At 37.5% G+C, this 19,728-nt stretch carries 16 protein-coding genes and 1 riboswitch; of the genes, 13 read left to right on the forward strand and 3 right to left on the reverse strand.

All coding sequences use genetic code 11. The features are described from left to right. Window positions 1-34 precede the first annotated feature (34 nt). The 3 genes from NST66_RS03290 to NST66_RS03300 all read left to right on the forward strand — a co-directional run bounded on the left by NST66_RS03290 (window position 35) and on the right by NST66_RS03300 (window position 1,947). Window positions 35-841 (forward strand): carbohydrate ABC transporter permease, encoded by an 807-nt coding sequence (locus NST66_RS03290; RefSeq protein WP_013055640.1) that lies wholly within the window; start codon window positions 35-37, stop codon window positions 839-841. Window positions 842-984: 143 nt separating this feature from the next. Next, window positions 985-1,119 (forward strand): hypothetical protein, encoded by a 135-nt coding sequence (locus NST66_RS03295; protein ID WP_255219835.1) that lies wholly within the window; start codon window positions 985-987, stop codon window positions 1,117-1,119. 93 nt (window positions 1,120-1,212) lie between these two features. Next, window positions 1,213-1,947, forward strand: a complete 735-nt coding sequence (locus NST66_RS03300) for a sugar phosphate isomerase/epimerase family protein (RefSeq protein WP_028412190.1) — start codon at window positions 1,213-1,215, stop codon at window positions 1,945-1,947. A 31-nt stretch (window positions 1,948-1,978) separates the two neighbouring features. On the opposite strand, the gene NST66_RS03305 is transcribed toward NST66_RS03300, so the two are convergent. Beyond that, complete coding sequence (locus tag NST66_RS03305; RefSeq protein WP_013055642.1) at window positions 1,979-2,494, reverse strand: N-acetyltransferase; 516 nt, start codon at window positions 2,492-2,494, stop codon at window positions 1,979-1,981. Window positions 2,495-2,980: 486 nt separating this feature from the next. Here NST66_RS03305 and NST66_RS03310 point away from each other — a divergent pair, with 486 nt between their 5' ends. From NST66_RS03310 to NST66_RS03355, 10 genes are all read left to right on the forward strand, one after another. Further along, the gene (locus tag NST66_RS03310) at window positions 2,981-4,588 is read left to right on the forward strand and encodes a GGDEF domain-containing response regulator (protein WP_154991686.1); all 1,608 of its coding nucleotides are present in this window, start codon (window positions 2,981-2,983) and stop codon (window positions 4,586-4,588) included. Beyond that, window positions 4,589-5,638: a HEAT repeat domain-containing protein gene (locus NST66_RS03315; protein WP_328132588.1), complete on the forward strand. Its 1,050-nt coding sequence runs from the start codon at window positions 4,589-4,591 to the stop codon at window positions 5,636-5,638. Beyond that, window positions 5,628-7,037 carry a glycosyltransferase family 2 protein gene (locus NST66_RS03320; protein WP_033578173.1) on the forward strand — a complete coding sequence of 470 codons (1,410 nt, stop codon included), beginning with the start codon at window positions 5,628-5,630 and terminating at the stop codon, window positions 7,035-7,037. Before NST66_RS03315 ends, NST66_RS03320 begins: the two co-directional genes overlap by 11 nt. Next, entirely contained in the window at window positions 7,034-10,282 is a 3,249-nt protein-coding gene (locus tag NST66_RS03325) for a hypothetical protein (RefSeq protein ID WP_340843057.1), read from the forward strand. Before NST66_RS03320 ends, NST66_RS03325 begins: the two co-directional genes overlap by 4 nt. Before the next feature lie 2 nt (window positions 10,283-10,284). Further along, a complete protein-coding gene (locus NST66_RS03330) occupies window positions 10,285-10,653 on the forward strand; it encodes a response regulator transcription factor (RefSeq protein WP_028412195.1) in 369 nt (122 codons plus the stop codon). Next, complete coding sequence (locus NST66_RS03335) at window positions 10,643-13,519, forward strand: ATP-binding protein (RefSeq protein WP_034269715.1); 2,877 nt, start codon at window positions 10,643-10,645, stop codon at window positions 13,517-13,519. Before NST66_RS03330 ends, NST66_RS03335 begins: the two co-directional genes overlap by 11 nt. Before the next feature lie 454 nt (window positions 13,520-13,973). Beyond that, window positions 13,974-14,348, forward strand: a complete 375-nt coding sequence (locus NST66_RS03340) for a DnaJ family domain-containing protein (protein WP_014461362.1) — start codon at window positions 13,974-13,976, stop codon at window positions 14,346-14,348. 36 nt (window positions 14,349-14,384) lie between these two features. Beyond that, a complete protein-coding gene (locus NST66_RS03345) occupies window positions 14,385-15,191 on the forward strand; it encodes an alpha/beta fold hydrolase (protein ID WP_033578176.1) in 807 nt (268 codons plus the stop codon). Between the two features lie 12 nt (window positions 15,192-15,203). Continuing rightward, entirely contained in the window at window positions 15,204-15,791 is a 588-nt protein-coding gene (locus NST66_RS03350) for a histidine phosphatase family protein (protein WP_154991682.1), read from the forward strand. A 360-nt stretch (window positions 15,792-16,151) separates the two neighbouring features. Beyond that, window positions 16,152-17,471, forward strand: a complete 1,320-nt coding sequence (locus NST66_RS03355) for an aspartate aminotransferase family protein (protein ID WP_034269726.1) — start codon at window positions 16,152-16,154, stop codon at window positions 17,469-17,471. 169 nt (window positions 17,472-17,640) lie between these two features. Beyond that, a riboswitch (SAM riboswitch) is annotated at window positions 17,641-17,740 on the forward strand. Between the two features lie 243 nt (window positions 17,741-17,983). Here the strand turns inward: NST66_RS03355 and NST66_RS03360 are convergent. After that, entirely contained in the window at window positions 17,984-18,613 is a 630-nt protein-coding gene (locus tag NST66_RS03360) for a hypothetical protein (protein ID WP_034269729.1), read from the reverse strand. 53 nt (window positions 18,614-18,666) lie between these two features. Then, window positions 18,667-19,236, reverse strand: coding sequence for a YkoF family thiamine/hydroxymethylpyrimidine-binding protein (locus NST66_RS03365; RefSeq protein WP_049163058.1), 570 nt, complete (start codon window positions 19,234-19,236; stop codon window positions 18,667-18,669). Between the last annotated feature and the right edge of the window lie 492 nt (window positions 19,237-19,728).

The raw sequence follows: 19,728 nt of genomic DNA on the forward strand, positions 1-19,728 counted from the left end.
TACCGTACCTAAGGTTAAAAAGAAAAGTAACATCATGCGTAAAATAGGATTATACAGCATGCTTGGGCTGTTCACGATTATCTCTATTTTTCCGTTTTACTGGATGATTATCGGCGCTACGAATGAATCGGGAAAAATGTTTACAAACCCTCCAACGCTGAAGCCTGGCGATCAATTTATGACAAATCTACAAAATTTAAATGCTTCAATTGATTTAGGGCGGGTCTTTTTTAACTCAGTATTTGTTTCAGTCGTGTATGTGATTGTAGCTTTAATGGTTTGTTCTACAGCTGCATATGCGCTATCTAAATTTGAATTTAAAGGCCGAAACGCAATTTTTACGACGCTTTTATTGTCCATGATGATTCCATATCAAGCAACGCTCATTCCGCTTTTTCAGCTGATGTCGAATTTTAATTTGCTGGATACGTATTTTGCTCTTATTGTTCCGCAGCTGTGCTTTCCGTTCGCTATCTTTTTATTACGTCAGAACTTTTTAGCTTTTCCAACGGAACTGATTGAAGCAGCACGTTTGGACGGTGCTGGAGAGATGAGAATCTTTTTAACCATTGTGCTTCCTTCTATGAAGCCTGCGATGGCTGCAGCAGCTATTTTCTTATTTATGACACAGTGGAATAACTTTATGTGGCCTTTAGTTGCGACTACATCAAACGAAATGGCTACATTGCCAGTTGCTCTTTCAAGCTTAATTGGATTATCGATTATTGATTACGGTCAAGTAATGATGGGGGTAACGATTGCAACCATTCCAATCATTGTCTTCTTCCTAGCACTTCAGCGTCATTTTATTTCAGGAATGCTTGGAAGTGCAGTAAAATAAAAAGCAGCAGATGTTGAGAAAAAAGTATGTTAGTTAAAGGAGGATCCGAAAGAATCTGATTGTTGATCGAGAATCAAATTCGTTCGGATTTTTTCCTTTCTAGGATGAACGTAGATTTAATTGTAGTTAATTGCTTCTAGGTGTTGATTGGAGGGCAAGACGAAGACTCCTGCGGGAAAAGCGGAACAGGTGAGACCCTGCAGGAGCGTAAGCGACGAGGAGGCTCACCGGCCGCCCGCGGAAAGCGAAGTCTTGCACGGAAATCAACAGCTGTGTAACAAGTAATTCATACTAGTTCAATTTGTTCGTCTTTAGATTGGGTTGATTTAGCCATAGTTCAATCACTTTCTTAATGAACAGGGGGAGAGAAGATGGGAGAGATACCTGTAGGAGTACAGCTTTATACGCTGCGTGAAGAAACGAAAAAAGACTTTAAAGGAACTCTTCAAAAAGTAGCTGCTTTAGGATATCAAGGGGTAGAGTTTGCAGGGTACGAAGGATATACAGCGCAAGAAGTAAGAGCATGGTTAACGGATTTACAGCTGAAGGCAGCTTCTAGTCACGTGCCGCTTGAACAATTAGAAGCAAATTTAGAGCAAGTAATTCACTTTGAGCAGCAAGTTGGAAATTCACATATTGTTTGTCCTTATTTAATGCCTGAACGACAAACTGAAAAAGGATATTTCGAACTTATTGATTCTTTAAATTACATTGATGCTTATTGTAAAAAAGAAGGCATGTCGTTTAGCTATCACCATCATGATTTTGAGCTAAAAAAATTGTCAACTGGAAAGTCAGCTCTCCAAACGATTCTAGAAGAAACTGGGGTAAATGTAGAGCTGGACATTTATTGGCTCACTAAAGCAGGCGAAGATCCAGTTGAGTGGATGAAGCACTATCGAAATCGTACGCCTTTTATCCATTTAAAAGATATGACAACAGACGGCGAGCAATTCTTTGCTCCTCTTGGTACCGGAGGGGTAAATGTAAAGGCTGTCATGAAAGAAGGCAATAAAGCAGGCGTAAAATGGTGGATCGTTGAACAAGATCAGTGCATAGAAAATCCTCTTAGCAGTATTAAAAAAAGCTTAGCATATATCAAATAAAAAAAACGAACAGACGCTGTCTGTTCGTTTTTTATTGATAAGCTGGAGTCCATTCAATTTCTCCGCACTTATTCGTATAATCAATATTTACTTCAAAGTTATGTTTTTCATAAAAATGAATTAATCTTTCGAGATGATCCCAGTCGCGCTCAGCGATATCTCCTTTAATGACATGAACATTTTGATCAACCGCTACTTCTTTTAAATAATTCATACATACAGAGCCATATCCCTTATTAGCGGGACCTTTAATATCACCAATAAAAATCGTGTGATTATCTTCATATACGCCATCGATGGCAAAATCCCAAGCCCCTCTATAGGCTTTTGTGCATTCATTTAGCATAATTTTACATGCGTTTCCGTCATTTTGTGCCGATACAATAACTAACTGATTATCTTCAGGCTGATCGACACCGATAACTTCGTACTTTTTAGCAATTTCTTTTAAATTATCCTGCATGCGAAATAGCTGAAACTCTAAATCATCAAGTGTTTCTTTTAGTTCTTCTGCATTCTGGTTTTTTTCTGTAAGCTGAGTAAACATTTTATACTCCTTTCCGTCTGTTTTCGGTCTAAGTGCGCCTATGACAAAGAGGACACGGTGTATAAAGCGAAACTTTATTTAGCAAAGTATCTGCCTTAGTAAAAATATAAAAAGGAAAGAACCTGATTTGATTGATCGTTCATCAAAACGGCTGCTTTCCTTAACATTCACTTTTAAATTTTTTACAACGTGTATAAGGGTAACAAAGACTCATTAATTTTGTCAATAAGGTTGCAGGTCTATTTGTAAAGAAGATAACAGGACATTTTACTTATCTGAAAAGAAAAATAATGAGTGAAAAAAGAATCATTTTAAAGTAAAATCATTGGAGGAAAAGTATGGTTAAAAAGGAATTGCTTTTCATTTGGAAAAAACATACTTAAAATAAAAGTAAGAAAATATTTCATTTACTTACAAAATATTATAGAAAAATGGATGGAGTAATATGGGGTAAGTGTTAACTATATCGAACAAAGGGTGTATAAGATGGATAAATATCAAATTGCATTATTAGCTAATGTGCGTAAGCAGCTGCAAGAGTGGACTGATCAAAATAAAGAAATACCTCATGAAGAGGTGTACCGCTTTTTGCATTCAATTTCTGGAACGTCTGCGACTATTGGACTGCATTATTTAGGAGATCGTTCCCGCGCGTTAATGGAAGCTGTTGAAAAAAAACAGAAAAAAATCTGGGATTACGCGGAGTTGAATACTTTTTTATTAGATATTATTAAAATTTGTTATCAAGATGAAATTCAATCCGCAGAAGATATAAATAAACCGATAGAAATCAGTGAACAAACAGCTAGCATTTTACTTGTTGATGACGATCTTTCAATGCTGATGTATTTAAAAGAACAGTTTGAAAAGCAGGGATGGTACGTATTAGCAACTGCATCTAAAGAAAAAGCCATTACGGCTTTTTACGAATTAAAGCCGGATTGTTTTGTTGTTGATGTACATATGAAAGACTGTACAGGCTTTGACATTCTTTCATTTTTACGTGATAAAACAAAGCAACTGTTCGTCCCGATTGTCATGATGAGCGTTGATAATCAAAGAGAGACGCGTTTGAAGGCTTTTAAATTAGGGGCCGATGACTTCCTTGTTAAACCTTTCGATTTGGAAGAAAGTCTACTTCGAATTGGTCACCATATTGCACGAAAGCAAATGTTTAACTCCTATTTAATGTTTGATGAATTAACAGGAGCCTATAACCGAACGTATTTAAAAGAAATCTACAGTCAGCAGCTATCCAGCTACGACCGCTTAAAAGATCCTTTTTGTTTAGCGATTTTAGATTTAGATTTCTTTAAAAGAATAAATGATCAGTATGGACATCTTATGGGAGACCGCGTGCTGCAAGCATTTGTAGAGTATATGAAGCATGAAATTCGTCCAACAGATCACATTTTTAGATATGGAGGCGAAGAATTTATTCTTTTACTGCCAAAAACCAATATAAAAGAGGCAGAAACAGTATTAAATAGACTGTTGGATTCCTTTGTGAAAAAAGTGTTCACACATCAAAGCAATTCGTTTTATTGCAGCTTTTCCGGCGGAGTTGTAGAAGTTCATAACAATGAATGGCCGTTAGAAAAAGCGCTTCATCAAGCTGATGAAGCATTATATATAGCGAAGGAATCAGGACGTCAAAAAATTGTAGCTTCTTCTCAAAGCAAGCTGGTTAAAAAGCGAACGCTTCGTATGGCTATCATTGATGATGATTCTATCATTCGAACGATGCTGAAAGAGCTTTTGAGTAAGATTGATGTAGGAGATCGTTATGAAGTGAAAATAGAAGTGTTTAAAGACGGCATCGAATTTTTTGAGTCCCAATGGATTCACTCTAGCGATCACTACTTTGTTATTTTAGATGGAATGATGCCTAAGATGGATGGCTTAGAAGTGCTGCAAAAATTAAGGCAGCAGAAACGTCACGATCAGTACACGGTTATTATGCTTACATCACGAAACAGCGAACAAGATATTCAAAGAGCGTTAGAACTTGGGGCAGACGATTACATGACAAAGCCATTTAAGTTAATGGAGCTTGAAGCGCGCGTACGTCATTTAATGAAGAAGGTGAAATAAATGGCGATGTCCATTCAAGTGGTATATATCTTATTTAGCGGATTGCTATTGCTGTTGGTTTGTTTTCTAAGTTATTTACTTATTCAAAAAGCGCGTTTAAACGCTTTCCGGGCAAAAGTAGAATCCTATAAAGATAGTATAAAAGAATCTCTTTTTATTTATTTATACAGAAAAGATGAAGAACATCGGATAGAGCCTAAAAATAAAATAGAGCTGGCGGGTGTAGAGGAACTATTGAGCGGTTTTTCTGCAGCTGTGCAAGGTGATGACATTCGAAATAACATCACGCTCTATGCGGAGAAGGTTTTTACACCCAAATATAAAAAAGAGCTGTATCATTCTAGGTGGAGTGTCAGAATGAATGCCCTTTATGCTATTGAAGATTTTGGTCTTACTACGCTAACAGACCAATTAGTAGAAATGTATGAGAAAAAAAATAGTACAGCGGCTGAAAAAAATCAAATTTTAAAGATTTTAGTTAAGCTAAACCGTCCTGAGTTTGTTATATACATGACGAATGCCTCTAAACCGCTGTCTGAATTTATGTACCGCTCTTTGTTTGGAACTATGAACAGTGAGCAGTTTCAGCAATTTATTAATAAATTTGAAGACCTGCAAGAAGAAATTCAGCTGCCACTTATCGATATGGTCGGTATCAATCATAAGTTAGAGTATATCGATTTCTTAAAAATGCACATGAAAAGTTCATCAGAAGAACTGCGAATTCGTTCGTTGAAATCACTTAACGCTTTATCTTTTCCATTAAAAGTAGAGGAGCTCACGAAACATCTTCAATCAGATATGTGGCAAGAGAGAATGATGGCTACCAAACTAGTAGGCAAAACGAGAGATGAGAAGGGATTGTCACTTCTCGAGCAGTCGCTGAAAGATTCTCATTTTCTTGTGCGTTCGAATGCTGCTCAGTCAATGATGAAAATCCCAACGGGTACAGAATACTTAGTTCATGTATATGAAACGACTGATGACAAGTTTTCGAAAGATATGGCAGCAGAATGGCTTGAAAAGGGAGGAATTACGGTTGTGGAATAGTGTTTGGCATCTTTTTTTGTCCGTTTGCGGATGGGCTGTATTTGCTTATATGATTTTTGTGCTTTGTTTTTATTTTATGATGTTTATCATCTCTGCTTTTCAACTGCGAAAGCAATATCAATTAAATGATGAAGAACCTTATGAAGATTTGCTTGCGGTTAGCTATACAACGCCGTTATCTATATTAGTTCCCGCTTATAACGAATCTGTCGGGATTATTGGAAGCGTGCGTTCGCTGCTTGGAATTGAATATCCGGAATATGAAGTAATTGTAGTAAATGATGGATCTTCAGATGATACGTTAGAAAAGCTCATCGAAGAGTTTTCTCTTGTGAAAATGAATCGAGTTGTGAGAAAGCAAGTGGAGACGAAAGAAGTAAAAGCTGTATATCGTTCTAAATTATACGATTATTTATATGTAGTCGATAAACAAAATGGAGGAAAGTCAGATGCATTAAATGCAGGAATTAATTTATCCAACTATCCTTATTTTTGTTCGATCGATGGTGATTCAGTGTTGGAAAGAGACGCTTTTTTAAAAGTTATGAAGCCAATTATTGATTCAGACGGAGAAGTAATTGCTTCAGGAGGAAGTATTCGAATTGCAAACGGATGTAAAATCGAAAACGGTGCGGTCGTATCGATTGGACTTGATACGCAGCCGCTTGTTGTGATGCAGATTATTGAATATTTACGTGCCTTTCTTATGGGGCGCATTGGTCTCAGTCGCCATAATTTATTACTTATTGTGTCAGGAGCATTTGGCGTATTTTCTAAACGCTGGGTGATTGAAGCTGGGGGTTATTCTCATACAGTCGGCGAAGACATGGAGCTTGTTGTTCGCCTCCACCGACTGATTAAACAGAAAAAAGCCAACAATCAAATTGTTTATATTCCAGATCCCGTATGCTGGACAGAGGCACCTGATGAAATCAAATATTTGCGAAGACAGCGAAACCGCTGGCACCGCGGTTTATTTGATAGTCTTTGGAAGCATAAAGAGATGCTGTTTAATCCGAAATACGGAAGTATCGGAATGATTTCTATGCCTTATTTTGTGTTTATTGAACTAATCGGGCCGGTCATGGAAATGTTAGGCTATTTGTTTATTGTTATTTCTCTAGTTGTAGGCGGGATTTATGTAGAATTTGCGTATTTGCTTTTTCTCTTAATGGTTGTATATGGTTCTCTTTATTCGATGGCGGCCGTTTTGCTAGAAGAGTGGAGCCTTCGCAAATATCCAAAAGTATCTGATATCGCTAAGCTGTTTGTCTTCTCCCTGACTGAATCCTTTTGGTATCGCCCTCTAACTGTTATATGGCGCTGTCATGGATTGTTGGACGTTATTCGCAATAAAAAAGGCTGGGGAGACATGCAGCGAAAAGGAGTTTCACAATGAAAAAATGGTTATTAATCAGCGGCATTATTTTGGTTATGGCAGTAACGGCTTCGCCATTTCTTATTTGGCAGCTAAAGAAACCAACTGATTTGAATATGCTTGTCATTGATAAAACAGTGCCAGATCAAACGTTTCGAGAGCATCAGGGCTTAATGTGGATGCTGAATCAAGCGAAAGTACGCAAAGACGGGAAGCCTTATGAAATCTCAAAAGATTATGCAGGGTTTTATCCGAATGGAGATAAAACATACAGCCTTAAATCTCTGCCAAAAACAAACTCTGCAGATATGATTTATATCACGGACACGTATGGCGTATACAAAGAAGATTTAGGCGTAAAAGCTAAAAGAGGAGATCGTTCTCAGCTGGTGTATGGCGGCATGACTTCTGAAGACGTGAGCTACGTTAAGAAAGCACTGAATGGACGTACAAAAACGCTGATTGGAGAGTTTAATACATTTGGAAGTCCTACTTCTCTAGACGTTCGCAAAGAACTGTATGAATTGTACAATGTTACGTGGTCCGGCTGGATTGGTCGCTATTTTGATGAATTCGGCAGTGAAGAAGTTCCTGCTTGGGTGAAAAGTGCTTACAAAAAGCAGTACAACAAAGAGTGGAACCTTACGGGCAAAGGCTTACTGTTTGTTAATGAATCCAATAAGCTCGTTATTATAACGGAAAAAGAATTAAAAGAAAATCCAGTATGGTTTCAATATACAAAACAAGGAAAAAAAACATTGAATTTACAGGATGAATCTGCTTATCAATATTGGTTTGACGTAATTACACCCCAGCAAAAAAGTGATGTGCAGGCTCAGTTTGTCTTTCACTTGGATTCTGAAGGAAAAAACAAGCTAAAGGAAAATGGTATTCCTTTGTCCATACCAGCAGTCGTTCATCATAATAAAGAGCGATATGATACTTATTACTTTGCAGGAGATTTTGCAGATCAAGGAGAAGTACCTTCCATTTATCAAACCTCTTTTTACCCGGTGTGGAAGAAATGGACAGAGAAAATCGGAAAAGAAGATGAGTCTTCTTTTTACTGGACTGTTTATCTGCCTCTTATGAATAAGATTATAGATCAACAGCAAAATGCATCGCAGCCTGCTTCTGTTACTTTTAATGAAAATATGGAAATCTATGAAGATGCTGACCGTAAAGTAGCAGGGAAAGTAGGAAAAGATTATTTGCAAGTTTATCAAAACGGCAAGTGGAAAGATTTGCTGATTAAAGGAGTAAATATGGGCATTAGTAAGCCAGGCCATTTCCCTGGTGAGACCGCTATTTCGAAAGAAGAATATTTGCGCTGGTTTAAAGAAATTGGCAAGATGAATGCAAACTCAATCCGCGTATACACCATTCACCCTCCCGGCTTTTATGAAGCGCTTGCTGAGTATAACCAAAAAGCCAAAGAACCCATTTATCTTTTTCATGGAGTATGGGTGAATGAAGAAGTTTTCTATGATTCACAAGATGCTTTTGCAAAGGAAAATACAAAAGAATTTGAAGCTGAAATGAAAAGGATTGTAAACGTTATTCATGGAAATGCAACACTGCCAAAACGGACGGGACATGCAAGCGGAACGTATACAGCAGACGTGTCTCCTTATGTTTTAGGCTGGATTATAGGAGTTGAATGGGATCCCACGGTAGCCCTTTCGACAAATGAAAAACATAAAGGAATGAAAGATTTTAAAGGGAAGTACATCTATACGGAAAAAGGCAATCCCTTTGAAATTTGGCTTGCGCAGCTTATGGAAAAAACAATTTCCTATGAGCAGGATAAATATGATTGGCAGCGGCCTATGAGCTTTACGAACTGGGTGACGACGGATTTATTGACTCATCCATATGAGCCTTCTGAAGACGAAGATAAAGTGTCTGTTAATCCTAATTTAATTCACACAACTAAAAAATTTGAGCCGGGATTATTTGCTTCTTATCATATTTATCCTTACTATCCTGATTTCTTAAACTATGAACCTCGTTATCTCGCTTATCGCGATCATCGAGGAGAGAAAAATAACTACGCAGGTTATTTGCAAAATATGAAAGAAGTTCATCATATGCCCGTGCTTGTTGCTGAATTTGGCATTCCGGCTTCGCGAGGACTCACCCATAGAAACGTATACGGATGGGATCAGGGCTTTCATACGGAACAAGAACAAGGAAAGATTCTGTCACGCTTGTACGAAGATATTGTTGAAGAAAAAATGGCTGGCGGTATGGTCTTTACATGGCAAGATGAATGGTTTAAGCGAACGTGGAATACGATGGAGTACGACAATCCGAATCGCAGGCCATTTTGGACGAATTTGCAAACGGGAGAACAGCATTTTGGCCTGTTGAGTTTTGATCCAGGAACAAAGCTGAAAGTCAAAGTAGACGGCAAATCAGATGATTGGAAAAAGCTGAACAGCAAGTCGGTATATAAGCCGTCTAAGAAGTTAAAAGCATTGAACATTACAAGTGATGAAGGTTATCTATATCTACACGTGAGTGCAAAAGAGCTGGAAGATCAAAAGCTTTATTTCTTGTTTAACACAATTAACAATCAGGGACAGTCAAAGATTCCTCAAATTCCTTCTTTAAAAACAAAAGGAATTGATTTTGTAGCAGAATTAAACGGGAAAGAAGACAGTCACTTGTGGATAGACAGCTATTACGATACGTATTATTTTTCGTATGCCCATCAGCTTCAAATGATTCCATCTGTAAAAGGAACCGATACAAAAGATAACGGCATGTTTAATCCAATCAGGCTCGCCCTTAACAAAGAATTAGCGATTGGAGAGGGGAAAAACAAGAGAACCATTCCTTTTGACGCCTATGAAACTGGGAAGCTCCAAGAAGGAAACAGCGATCCTAACTCTTCTTCATTTGATTCGCTGGCAGATTTTAAAGTGAATGAATCAAATGGAATTGCTGAACTTCGCATTCCTTGGGCGCTTTTAAATGTAAAAGACCCGAGTCAAAAAGAAATAATGGGAGATATTTGGTCCAAAAAAGGATTAGAATCCAGCGAGAAAATGAAAGGAATTCAAGTGGGAGTCGTAGCTGTTAATAAGAAGAGCAATGACGTGGAAGATACGTTTCCGACTCAGAAAAAAGGAGAACTTTTATTAAAAGATTTTTACTTATACAAGTGGAAAAATTGGGAGTATCCAACTTTTCACGAACGAATAAAGCCGTCCTACTTCATATTGCAAAAAACGTATGGACGACTACAAGCGGAGGAATAACAATGGCAAAAATTTTATTAGCGGAAGATGAAGAAGTGCTTCGTATGTTAGTGGTAGATACGCTTGAAGATGAAGGACATGAAGTGACGGAAGCAGAAAACGGCGAAGAAGCGTTGGAATTTATTAAAGAACGTGATTTTGACTTAATTATTTTGGATTATATGATGCCCGTGTTCACCGGGCTTGAAGTCATTCAGCAGCTGAAAGAAATGAAAGATAAGCGCCATACAAAAGTATTGATGCTTTCAGCTAAGAATCAAGCTGCTGATCAAAGCCGGGTGTTAGAAGCAGGGGCTGCGTATTTTATGTCTAAACCGTTTAGTCCCCTATTGCTAGCCGAACGTGTTGAGGAAATTTTAGATGAACAATAAACTAAAACGAAAAAGTATCTCAACCCAGTTCATCTTCTTAGCAAGTATCCTTTTACTTGCTTTTGCGGCGGGTTCAACTGTACTTGTTGTACGGCAAAAAGAAATTACAGCTGATTATGCCCAGTACAGGGCACAAGTACGGGAAAAGGCACAGCTGCTATCTACAATTGATAAATCAATGAACAGAGCTTTTTTGCAGGCTCGTGGGTTTATTGCATTTGATTCAGAGGATATGTATAACGAGGCTGCAAGTCAGCAAAAAAGTATCGAAGAAAATCTTGATCGACTTTCAGGTCTAGCGGCAGATAGACGTGAACGTACGTTTGTAAATGAAGCGACGGTGATGCTAAACACGTATTTTAATCAAACGCTTCCTTATTTTAAAGATATTTACGACAAAAAAGGCATTGAAGGAGTCCGCTCTAGTCCTGAGCGGAAGGCTGCTTCTAAATCAATAGAACAAATGCAAAAAGAACTTGATGACTACCAAAATGAATTAACTAAAGACTTAAATACACAGTACGATGACACGTCGAGTGACATGCAGAAAAGTCAAACGTTCTTTATTTTATTTTTAGCGTTTACAGTGGTCATTTTATTATTGCTTACACGGGTATTGCTAAATAAGTTTGTAAAGCCGCTGAGTCAGCTAGCATATACGGCAAGCGAAATTGCTGCGGGAAAAGAAATGCCTATGACATTTGATGAACATAGAAGAGATGAAATCGGTATGCTATCTCAGGCCTTTTACAAAATGGTATCGACTTTGCAAAATAACGAACAGGAGTTAACGGCTCAAAATGAAGAGCTGATTGCACAGCAAGATGAGTTGCACAGTCAGCAAGATGAACTTCAGCACGCATTGGAATTGACAAAGGAACGAGAAGGCGAGTTAGAATTGCGCAATTTATTTGTGCATGGACTAACAAATTCTCTTCACAAGCAAGAAGTTCTCACGAGTGCTGTCACAAACATGAGCCGGGTGATGAAAGCTGATCACGGTTTTATTATGCTAACCGATGAAAAGACACATGCTTCATTTGGTCTATCTTCATCAAGTGTTAAACAGATGATGGAAAATCTTCATAATAATTACATTGATCATGTGCAAAAGACGAAAAAATGTATGGTAGTAAAAAGAGAGTGTATAGAACATGAGCGCCTATATCATCGGCAAACGTTTTATTTGTATGATGTTATCGTACCGGTGCTGTCTTCACAGGGAGATATGCTAGCCTATATGTTTTACAGCCGTTACGCGGATGAATACACAGAACATGAATTACAGACATTTGAAATATTGGCCAAACAAATTACGATTGCTCTTGAAAAAATTTATATTTACGAAGAGTCTGAGCATGACAGACTGCTATCTCAAGATATTTTAAATTCGATTCAAGAAGGAATGCAGCTTGTAGATACAAGCGGTACGATTCTACAAGTGAATACGAAGACTAGCGAATTGTTTCAATATGAGCATCAAAGCGGGCTTCTTCAGCTTTCTCGCGATCAATGGCTAGATGCTCTCTCTCAAAAAGTCGAAAATATAGAGGAGCTAAGACAATACGTTAAAGCCATTTGTAAGGGAGAGCAAGTAGAAAAATCTTTTGTTTATTATCTGCACACGGAAGGTAAGCGAAAAGTTATAAAAGTTTATAGCGAATACGTATATCGAAACCGTCAGATGTTTGGCGTATTGTTCGTTCATCGTGATATTACGAAAGAATTTGAAGTTGATCAGATGAAGTCGGAATTTGTAAGCACTGTGAGTCACGAGCTGCGCACACCTTTAGCAAGTGTATTAGGGTTCACTGAGCTTATGCTAAACAAAACATTAAAAGAAGAAAGACAGAAGAAGTATTTAACTACTATTTATCAGGAAGCACAGCGGTTAACTTCTTTAATCAACGATTTTTTGGATGTCCAAAGAATGGAAGCGGGGAAACAAACCTACGATAAAAAGTATCAAGACATTCTGCCGCTTATTAAGCAGGTGATTGAGGTCCAGAACATACAAACAAGTAAGCATGAATTTGATATGATTTCCGATCAAGAGCATTTTACAGTAATGGGAGATAAAGATAAGCTTCTGCAATTGTTTAATAATGTAATTAGCAATGCAGTAAAATATTCGCCCGATGGAGGGAACGTTACAGTTAAAGTGTATCAAAAGGAACACGCTGTTTATATTGATATTCAAGATGAAGGAATTGGTATACCAAGTGAAGCGCTAGGACATTTGTTTACCAAATTCTACAGAGTAGATAACTCCGATATGCGCAAAATTGGCGGAACGGGTCTAGGGTTAGCAATTGTAAAAGAAATTGTAAAAGCTCATGGTGGAGACATTACTGTACAATCAGAATGGAAAAAAGGAACAACATTCACGATTGTTCTCCCGCTTCTACATGAAGTTCAGTACGATGAAGAAATGATGATAAGTGCGAATGATAACCGTAAAAGCGTAGTGATTGTAGAAGATGATAAAAGTTTAGCGACGCTTTTACAGGTAGAATTAAAAGAAAGCGGCTTTCACGTTCGGTATTTTAATAGCGGAGAAGATGCATTAAACTCTATTCATCAGCAAAAGCCTGAAGTGGTTGTTCTAGATATCATGCTAGGAGAAAATAAGTTAGACGGCTGGGATGTTTTAAGGCATCTCAAAGAAAATACAGAGACAGAAAAAATTCCTATCTTAATCTCATCTGCTTTAGACGAAAGAAGCAAAGGATTAGAGCTTGGAGTGTGTGAGTTTCTGATTAAACCCTATCAGCCTAGTAAATTATCTAAAACGATTCTCCAGCTGCTTTTGAAAAAACAAGAGCATGAAGGAGAAATTATGATTCCATCAGATAAAGAAGAGTAGAAATTTGGTGAGGCTTCGTTATATGTACGGAGTCTCATTAAACGAAAAGAAAATTAGTAAAGTAATAAAAAAACATTGAAAACGCTATCAAAATGTGGTTTTATAGAAAGTAGGCATAACATGATGACCTTAGAATTACCTTTTTCCACCTCCTTACATGCGTAAGGAGGCTTTTTTGTATAAATATAGTAAGATAAGATAACAAAACCTCATGCAGAATCGTTTATTGACTTTCAGCTCGTTAACAAACTGCTCAAGAAAGTTTGATAGTGAAAGGAGTGAAGCTCTAGAAACGATTTCACAAAGGGAGGATAGTCTCTCCAAGAAGTGAAGGTAGTTCAATTTTTATAATCATAGTATAATAAAAAATACGGTTATAAAAGCTGTGTTTTTTATACATCTTTTATATAGAAGGTAAGATTGAATTTTATATTTTCTTAAAGGAGGTCTTTCCTTGGATATTGCGTATATAATTGCTGAAGAAAGAATTAGACAAGCAATAAAAGACGGTGACTTTGATAAGCTGCCTGGGGAAGGAAAACCATTAAAGTTAGAAGATTTATCACATATACCTGAAGAACTGCGCCAAGCGTATAGGATGTTAAAAAATGCAAATATGATAAGTGATGAACAAGAGCTAAAACGAGATATGGCTACAATAGAAGAATTGATTTCTATATGCACGGATGCTAATGAAGAACAAAGGCTAACAGAGATGCTTACGGAAAAGCGTTTGCGCTTTGAGCAGCTCGTTGACAAGAAAAAGATGACAAGTTCTGCAGCTTACAGGACGTATCAGAATAAAATTTACTCCAAATTTTTTTATTAATGAGTGTAATAGACGAGACGATCGGAGGGTGAGAACTTGCGGCTGTTAATTTTATTGATTAGTATCATATTATTTATTTCGCTTTGTTTTTATATTTTTGCCCCACAAATAAAACGAGGCGCCCAATCGAAAAATGTGCCGGTTTTATTTATTCATGGCTATTTAGGCAGTCAAAAAAGCTTAGGGAAAATGATTAAACGATTTGAACAAAACGGATGGGGAACTAAAGTAGCTTACTGCGTCGTTCAAAAAGATGGAGCTATTCAGTGGAAGCACATTATGAAAGCAAAAGAGGGAAAACTCCCGCTTATTCATATCGTCTTTAAAAAGCCAGATGCCAGTATTGCACAGCAGCAAAAATGGATTGAAGCTATTATGCAAGATGTACGTGATACATATAAAGCATCTTCTGTTGATTTAGTTGGACATAGTATGGGAGGAGTAACAGCAGCAGCAGTTAGTTTGGCTAACCCTCAATATATTCAAAAGTTAGTTACGTTAGGATCGCCGATTCAAGGATTAGATTATCAGGAATTAATGGAGATGTATCCTCATGCACGCAATCATATTGAATCTATGGGGGCTCGTGATTTAGCTTTTCACTCTATAGCGTTAAACAAGCTATACGAAAGTCGTCAAGATTTCTCAAAAGAGATCGACGTTTTTTCAGGAGCAGGAGATGTGGGAGATAAGACAGATGGAGTGGTAACAGTAGAAAGTGCATACGGACTGCAAGAGTTTACCGAACACATTCATCTCCAAACGTTTCATGAAGCACATTCGGATTTACATGAAAGCTCAGAGGTTGATAAAGCTGTTTATCAATTTTTAAAACGAGATTAAAGGGGGATTACGATGCTTTACTTAATTAGACACGGCCAAACAGATTGGAATAAAAACAAACTTATTCAAGGGCATGCTGATATTCCGCTCAACGAAACAGGAAAGCAACAAGCCAAACGCGTAGCGGAACGTTTTAAAGATATCCATATTGATGTAGTCTACACAAGCGATTTGCTTCGTGCGCAGGAGACGGCTAGGAAAATTGCCGCAGTCGCTAAAGTAGAGAAAGTCGAGGTTTGTGAGCAGCTGCGTGAGCGTTCTTTTGGAGAACTAGAATCAAAGAACGTAGAAGTGCTTCATGAGCTTGTGCCAAACTATGCAACAAATTGGGGAGAAGAACCTTTATATAATATTGAAACACTCGAAGCCGCTCAAGAACGGATGGTTCGGCGTTTAACGGAAATTATGAAGGAGTCTATTGGAAAGAAAGTAGCAGTTGTTAGTCACGGGGCGGCAATTAATACATTCATTCATCATGTAACAAGCGGAGAACAAGGAACAGGGACTACTATTTTACAAAATACATCGATTACAACTTTTGCTTATGAAAGTGGAAAATGGCGTCTTGAAACAATCAATGATGCCAAACATCTTGAATAAATATACTTAAAGAGGCTGTGACAGTAGTATTTTAGTTGAGGGAGGATCCGAACGATTAATCGTTCGGATTTTTTTATGGTTATGGTGAACGCAGGTTTCATATATGTAAGTACTTCTGACTGTTGATTGGAAGGAAAGGCGAAGACTCCTATGGGAAAAGCGGAAGGGATGAGACCCCGCATATTAATTTTATATATAAATATTTATACAATTGATTTTAATAAAAATGCATAGTAAAATAAGTTTTATTACTATTCTATTAAAGCGTTTAGTATAACTGGATTTCCTAATATTGTTTAATAAGTAACTATATTTCGGAATAAGATTAATTGATTTGTATAATTTCAAGGAGGATGTAGTATGTCTAAAGATTGGAGTCACTTATTTGAAAGAATGCCTGAATTGCTAGCACCGACAATGGCTAAAGATCATCCGAATTTGCCCGTTGTGAAAGAAGAAGGATGCTATTATTATGGATTGGATGGTAAAGAATATCTCGATTTTACTTCCGGAATCGCTACGACAAATGTAGGACACAGACATCCGAAAGTAGTAAAAGCAATCAAAGACGGAGCAGATCAATTATTGCACGGTCCCTCAGGTGTCATTATGTACGAATCGATATTAAAGTTAGCCGATGAGTTAGGAAAAGTAACGCCGGGCAATTTAGACTGCTTTTTCTTTGGAAATAGCGGCACAGAAGCAATTGAAGGAGCCTTAAAATTAGCGAGACATGTCACAAAGCGTCCGTATGTTATTTCTTTTTTAGGGTGTTTTCATGGACGCTCGATGGGAGCTTTAAGTGTTACAACATCGAAAAGCAAATATAGACAATTTCAGCAGCCTTCGGGACTGACGTATCAACTTCCATATGCCAATCCAAAAGAGTGCTCTGCGGAGCTAGACAGCGATGTATACTTCACTGAAAAGCTTGAAAAAGATTTTGAAATACTCTTTAAGCACCAAGTCACGCCTGAAGAAGTGGCTGCCGTTATTTTGGAACCAGTATTAGGTGAAGGCGGCTATATTATCCCTCCGAAAAGCTGGATGAAGAAGTTAAGAGAGATTTGTGATCGTCACGGAATATTACTTATTTTTGATGAAGTGCAAACAGGGTTTGGCCGTACCGGTGAATGGTTTGCTGGCCAAACCTTTGATGTTGTACCAGATATTATGGCTATAGCAAAAGGAATTGCTTCTGGAATTCCGCTTAGCGCAACGGTCGCTTCTCAAGAATTAATGAAGCAGTGGCCTCTTGGCACACATAGTACAACATTTGGAGGGAATCCTATCGGATGTTCAGCAGCTCTTGCAACTCTTGAAGTGATGAAAGAAGAACAGCTGCTGGATAACACGAAAAAAATGGGCGCTTATGCATTAGAAAAGCTGCATCTTTTAAAGGAAAAACATTCAGTTATTGGAGATATCCGTGGTTTAGGACTTATGATTGGAATTGAAATTGTTAATCCGCATACGGGAGAAGGAGATGGAGACGCTTTATTCGAGATTTTGGACTTAGCTTTAGAAAAAGGCGTGTTATTTTATTTTTGCGGAAATGCAAGTGAAGTTATTCGCATGGTACCTCCGCTTACTGTGACAAAAGAACAGATAGATGACGGCATTCGTATGCTAGATGAGGCTATTACTTCTTTTGAGAAAAAGTCAGCTGTAAAAGCGTAATAAAAAAATATAAAAAATTTATATATTTGTAACCTAGTTGTCATAGTAATGGTAGCGATATCATAGTTTTAGAGGGAAAACAATTTTCTGAAAAGTAGTTGACATCTGTTTGTGCAGCATGTAACATAATATTTATCTTATCAACAATTATCAACAAAATTCGACAAACTTCTTATCAAGAGAGGCGGAGGGATAGGCCCTGTGAAACCTCGGCAACGGACTTTATAGAACCGTGCCAACTCCCACAAGCAGTGCTTGAAAGATGAGAAGAGACCAGGCTTACTAACAATTGTGATCCCAACCTCTTCTTACAGGCACTTAGACACTGTAAGTGGAGGTTTTAATTTTATGACAAGAATATGACATTTAGATAAAAAACAGCAGGTGAAATTACCTGCTGTTTTTATATGCTGTAAAATGATAAATAACCTACCAGAATTCCTAGTAAAAGCACCCCGGCCGTAATACCAATAATCCACCACATCATTTTTTTCATCGTTTATTCCTCATTATCAATTGACTGTAGCTGTAGATCCGCCAGAAGCGCCGGAAGCCGTACCATAAGCGGTTTGTCTTTTGATTCCAGCATTTTTAGCTGCAACTTTCCACTGCCAGTCAATTCGCCCGTAGGCTCGATTATTTTGTACCCAAGATTTTGAGCTCTTTTTTGAAATAGACACAAGGGGGTTTACGTTTTTTGTGACCACACCTCGTACACTTTTGACTGAAGTTACTGAGGAGCTTTTTGTGTAATAATCTACATACACCGTTAGTTTTGTTGTTGTAAATCCAGCCGCTTTATAAGAAGCCGTATAAGCTGCTGTTTTGAATAAAGGTGAAGCCGTTTTTGCTCCGTATGCTGCTGTACTTGCAGCTTCGACCGTGCCGCTGCTCTCTTCAATATCCATTTTGAACAGAGATGGATCCCTTAGTGATTGTACAACTTTTTGTTTTTGTTGACGCGACAGTTTTGAAAATTCATACAGTGAACTTTTATCACCTTGCCCTTTCAAGAACTGCGTGTAAGAAGCAACCGTTAAATGAGCAGGTTTTTCACTAGCCTGAACAGAGTTTGGTACGACTAATAGACATAATAATGCACCTATCAGGGAAAAAGCAAAAAACGTTCTTTTTGTAGCCATATTCATATAAATCCTTTCTAGTACTCTATCTTTATAAATAGATAAGAAGTAATTTATCGTTTTGAAGAAGGGCTGTGTGCTGACATATTAACTGTCATCACGACACGAGCTTGCTGTACAGATTTCATAAAGCATTCGTATAGAGAAGCGAATACTTTGTCCACATCTCCTTCTAAAGCTGTTGCAAAAGGCACGGTTTCGGCAAATACTCCCTGTTGTTTAACTGCGCCAATTCCGCTTTTGATGATGTCTACATAATGCGGCGTATCTAATGGATACAAAGAAAATTGAGTGGATACAGGGAACGAAGCACAAAGCTGTTGGTTTAAAGGTATGTTTTCTTTTGAGTTTATTTTTCTTTCTTCGAAATATTCTTCGTGACGCCCTGTTGAAAACGTGGCATTCAGCACAATATGCTTTTCTGATTTTCCAGCACTTTTATAAATGGCCTGTACAACTTCAAATACGTCTTTGGCAGTTCCTTCAATAAACGTACTAACACGGTCCGTTTTTCGCTGAACTTTAGACATATCTACTTCGTTTAGTGCGCTTAAAATGATATCGATGAAGTTATCGCTCATAACGGAAAGCGTAAAACGACAGCCAACATTTATTTTTTCCAAGTTAATCACCCCTAAAATATAGATTTGTAGTTTTTTAATCATACAAATCATAAAATAACTTTTCTGTTTTGTATAGAAACAGAAGATAGATTCTTTATTTTTAGTAAATATTACATAGAAGAAACGAGAATAAATTGCATAACATGAAAATTAAGGGTGTCAAGAAAAGTCACATAGTGAAAAAGAATAAAAAAACAATGTTAGAACTTCTGACAAAAAGCTGGTATATAGACTGAAAACACCATATTATAAATACAAGATCACATTATTCTCCTGCGATTTCGTATAACCTCTTGAAAAAGGGACTTGGGATTTTATCATAAATCCAACCTCCTAGCTGTATAATCAGCTAGGAATTTTTTTTACCCAAAGTCTCTATCGCCCATGAGGTTACCTGCACTTATTCAACTCAGAGCATGCACCATATATATTTAAGACCAGTGTAAGAAAGATTGCTTGAAGATGTTAGTGTTCGGTTTGAGCTAGAAATAG

The organism is Priestia sp. FSL W8-0524, from assembly GCF_038005965.1.
Lineage (GTDB): Bacteria > Bacillota > Bacilli > Bacillales > Bacillaceae_H > Priestia > Priestia zanthoxyli.

What these genes read in the sequence shown, in the direction of transcription:
- NST66_RS03290 (WP_013055640.1), top strand. Translation starts at nt 35, where the DNA reads ATGCGTAAAATAGGATTATACAGCATGCTTGGGCTGTTCACGATTATC.
- NST66_RS03300 (WP_028412190.1), top strand. Translation starts at nt 1,213, where the DNA reads ATGGGAGAGATACCTGTAGGAGTACAGCTTTATACGCTGCGTGAAGAA.
- NST66_RS03305 (WP_013055642.1), bottom strand. Translation starts at nt 2,494, where the DNA reads ATGTTTACTCAGCTTACAGAAAAAAACCAGAATGCAGAAGAACTAAAA.
- NST66_RS03310 (WP_154991686.1), top strand. Translation starts at nt 2,981, where the DNA reads ATGGATAAATATCAAATTGCATTATTAGCTAATGTGCGTAAGCAGCTG.
- NST66_RS03315 (WP_328132588.1), top strand. Translation starts at nt 4,589, where the DNA reads ATGGCGATGTCCATTCAAGTGGTATATATCTTATTTAGCGGATTGCTA.
- NST66_RS03325 (WP_340843057.1), top strand. Translation starts at nt 7,034, where the DNA reads ATGAAAAAATGGTTATTAATCAGCGGCATTATTTTGGTTATGGCAGTA.
- NST66_RS03330 (WP_028412195.1), top strand. Translation starts at nt 10,285, where the DNA reads ATGGCAAAAATTTTATTAGCGGAAGATGAAGAAGTGCTTCGTATGTTA.
- NST66_RS03335 (WP_034269715.1), top strand. Translation starts at nt 10,643, where the DNA reads ATGAACAATAAACTAAAACGAAAAAGTATCTCAACCCAGTTCATCTTC.
- NST66_RS03350 (WP_154991682.1), top strand. Translation starts at nt 15,204, where the DNA reads ATGCTTTACTTAATTAGACACGGCCAAACAGATTGGAATAAAAACAAA.
- NST66_RS03355 (WP_034269726.1), top strand. Translation starts at nt 16,152, where the DNA reads ATGTCTAAAGATTGGAGTCACTTATTTGAAAGAATGCCTGAATTGCTA.
- NST66_RS03360 (WP_034269729.1), bottom strand. Translation starts at nt 18,613, where the DNA reads ATGGCTACAAAAAGAACGTTTTTTGCTTTTTCCCTGATAGGTGCATTA.